Genomic DNA, 3,053 nt, shown 5'->3' on the forward strand with positions numbered 1-3,053 from the left:
TCCGGCGCGCTGCGCAAGCGCGGGCTGAACAACGTCAGCGTTGACGGCCTGCTGGCCACCAAGCCCGGCCAAAAGGTCATCGGCACCGCGCGCACGCTGCGCTACGTGCCCAACCGCGAGGACCTGTTCAAGTCCCACGGCGGCGGCTACAACGCCCAGAAGCGCATCATCGACGCCATCGGCCCGGGCGAGATCCTGGTCATGGAGGCCCGCGGCGAGAAGGGCTCGGGCACGCTCGGCGACATTCTGGCCCTGCGCTCCCAGGTGCGCGGCGCGGAAGCCATCATTACCGACGGCGGCGTCCGCGACCTGTCCGAGGTGGCCGCACTCGAGATCCCCACGTTCTACAACGGCGCCCACCCGGCGGTCCTCGGACGCAAGCACGTTCCGTGGGACACCGACGTCACCGTCGCCTGCGGCGGCACCACCATCCAGCCCGGCGACATCATTGTGGCCGACGACAACGGCATCCTGGTCATCCCGCCGGCGCTGGCCGCGGAGATCGCCGACGAGGTAGTGGAGCAGGAACGCCAGGACACCTTTGTCTTCGAGATGGTCAAGGAAGGCAACAAGATCGAGGGCCTGTTCCCGATGAACGCCGAGTGGCGCAGCCGTTACGACGCGTGGGTTGCGGAGCAGCCGAAGTGACCACCCTGGCCCCCAGCAAATCGGAGCAGGCCTACGAGCTGCTGCACGAGCGGATCGCCAAGGGCGAGCTGGTGCCCGGGTACCGGCTGGTCCTCGGCACCATCGCCGCGGAACTGGGCTGCAGCACAGTGCCGGTGCGCGAGGCAATCCGCCGGCTGGAGGCCGAGGGCCTGGTGACCTTCGAGCGCAACATCGGAGCGACGGTCGCAGCCGTTGATGCCGAGTTGTACCTGCACACGATGGAGACGCTGGCGGTGATCGAGGGAGCCGCCACGGCTCTGGCCGCCCCGCTGCTCTCCGCCGTGGACCTGGCCGAAGCGCGGGCGATCAACGCCGAGTTGCGCCGCTGTCTGGAGGACTTCGATCCGCCCCGCTTCACCCAGCTCAATGACAGGTTCCACGCCGTGCTGTACGAGCGCTGCCCCAATCCGCACATCCTGGACCTGGTCCACCGGGGCTGGAACCGGCTCAACGCGATGCGCGCCTCCAGCTTCAGCCACATCCCCGGCCGTGCCCGCTCCTCCGTGGAGGAACATGAGCAACTGCTGGATTTGATCGACGCCGGTGCCAGCACCAGCGAAGTGGAGAAGGCGGCCCGGGCGCACCGGACCAACACGCTCAACGCCTACCTGGCCGCGGACGGCATGCCGCCCTCGCCCCTTTAGACCCAACCGACTACCCAAGACCGCAACCCCCATTGGAAAGGACCATCATGGCCGAGCACTTTGTTCCGGACAACCTGCCCACCCACCTGCAGCACTACATCGGCGGTAAGCTCGTCGACTCCATCGACGGCGACACCTTCGACGTACTGGACCCGGTCACCAACAAGCCGTACATCAAGGCCGCTTCCGGCAAGGTCGCCGACGTCGCCGCGGCCGTTGCCGCCGCCAAGGACGCCTTCGAGAACGGTCCCTGGCCGACCATGCTTCCGCGCCAGCGCTCCCGCGTGCTGCACAAGATCGCCGACATCGTCGAGTCCCGCGGCCAAGAACTGGCCGAAATGGAGTGCTTCGACACCGGTCTGCCGATCAAGCAGGCGCTGGGCCAGGCCCAGCGCGCGGCGGAGAACTTCCGCTTCTTCGCCGATCTGATCGTTTCCCAGCACGACGACGCCTTCAAGGTCCCCGGCCGCCAGGCCAACTATGTTAACCGCAAGCCGATCGGCGTCGCCGGCCTAATTACGCCGTGGAACACCCCGTTCATGCTGGAGTCATGGAAGCTGGGCCCGGCGCTGGCCACCGGCAACACCGTGGTCCTGAAGCCGGCCGAGTTCACCCCGCTCTCCGCCTCCCTGTGGCCGGGGATCTTCGAGGAAGCCGGCCTGCCCGAGGGCGTCTTCAACATCGTCCACGGCTTCGGTGAGGAAGGCTTCGCCGGCGACTCGCTGGTCAAGCACCCGGATGTCCCGCTGATCTCCTTCACCGGCGAGTCACGCACCGGCCAGATCATCTTCGCCAACGCGGCCCCGTACCTGAAGGGCCTGTCGATGGAGCTGGGCGGCAAGTCCCCCGCCGTCGTCTTCGCCGATGCCGATCTCGAGGCCGCCATCGACGCGACCATCTTCGGCGTCTTTTCCCTCAACGGCGAGCGCTGCACGGCCGGCTCGCGCATCCTGGTGGAGCGGAGCATCTACGAGGAGTTCGTGGAGCGCTACTCCGCACAGGCCAAGCGCGTCAAGGTGGGCTACCCCCACGACGAGGCCACCGAGGTGGGGGCCCTGGTGCACCCGGAGCACTTCGAGAAGGTCATGTCCTACGTGGAGATCGGCAAGCAGGAAGCCCGCCTGACCGCCGGCGGCGGCCGCCCCGAGGAGTTCCCCGAAGGCAACTTCATCCAGCCGACTGTCTTCGCCGACGTGGCCCCGGACGCCCGGATCTTCCAGGAGGAAATCTTCGGCCCTGTCGTGGCCATCACCCCGTTCGACACGGACGAGGAGGCCCTGGAACTGGCCAACAACACCAAGTACGGACTGGCCGCCTACATCTGGACGAACGACCTCAAGCGGTCGCACAACTTCGCCCAGAACGTCGAGGCCGGCATGGTGTGGCTGAACTCCAACAACGTCCGCGACCTGCGCACCCCCTTCGGCGGTGTGAAGGCGTCCGGCCTGGGCCACGAGGGCGGCTACCGCTCCATCGACTTCTACACCGACCAGCAGGCCGTCCACATCAACCTCGGCGAGGTGCACAACCCGGTCTTCGGCAAGGCCGAGGACGCCGCCGCAGTGACGGACGCCTAACCCTTACCCCTACCGCTCGAAGGAGAGAATTATGAGCAACGAAATCCCCAAGCCCTCCGTCCCGGCCCCGGACATCCTGCGCTGCGCCTACATGGAGATCGTGGTGACCGATCTGGCCAAGTCCCGCGCGTTCTACGTGGACCTGCTGGGCCTGCACGTGACC

General features: G+C 67.1%; 4 protein-coding genes. All 4 read left to right on the top strand.

Going from position 1 to position 3,053, the window contains the following annotated elements:
* Positions 1–648, top strand: a 648-nt coding sequence (locus AC5RWT_RS36140) for an RraA family protein (protein ID WP_494084425.1), incomplete at its 5' end; no start/stop codon positions are given.
* A gap of 5 nt (positions 649–653) precedes the next feature.
* A complete protein-coding gene (locus AC5RWT_RS36145; RefSeq protein ID WP_494045864.1) occupies positions 654–1,313 on the top strand; it encodes a GntR family transcriptional regulator in 660 nt (219 codons plus the stop codon).
* A 47-nt stretch (positions 1,314–1,360) separates the two neighbouring features.
* Positions 1,361–2,890 (top strand): 5-carboxymethyl-2-hydroxymuconate semialdehyde dehydrogenase, encoded by a 1,530-nt coding sequence (gene hpaE, locus AC5RWT_RS36150; RefSeq protein ID WP_494084426.1) that lies wholly within the window; start codon positions 1,361–1,363, stop codon positions 2,888–2,890.
* Between the two features lie 31 nt (positions 2,891–2,921).
* The coding region (locus AC5RWT_RS36155) for a VOC family protein (RefSeq protein ID WP_494084427.1) at positions 2,922–3,053 on the top strand (132 nt) is incomplete at its 3' end.

Source organism: Arthrobacter sp. Dra40 (assembly GCF_059091905.1).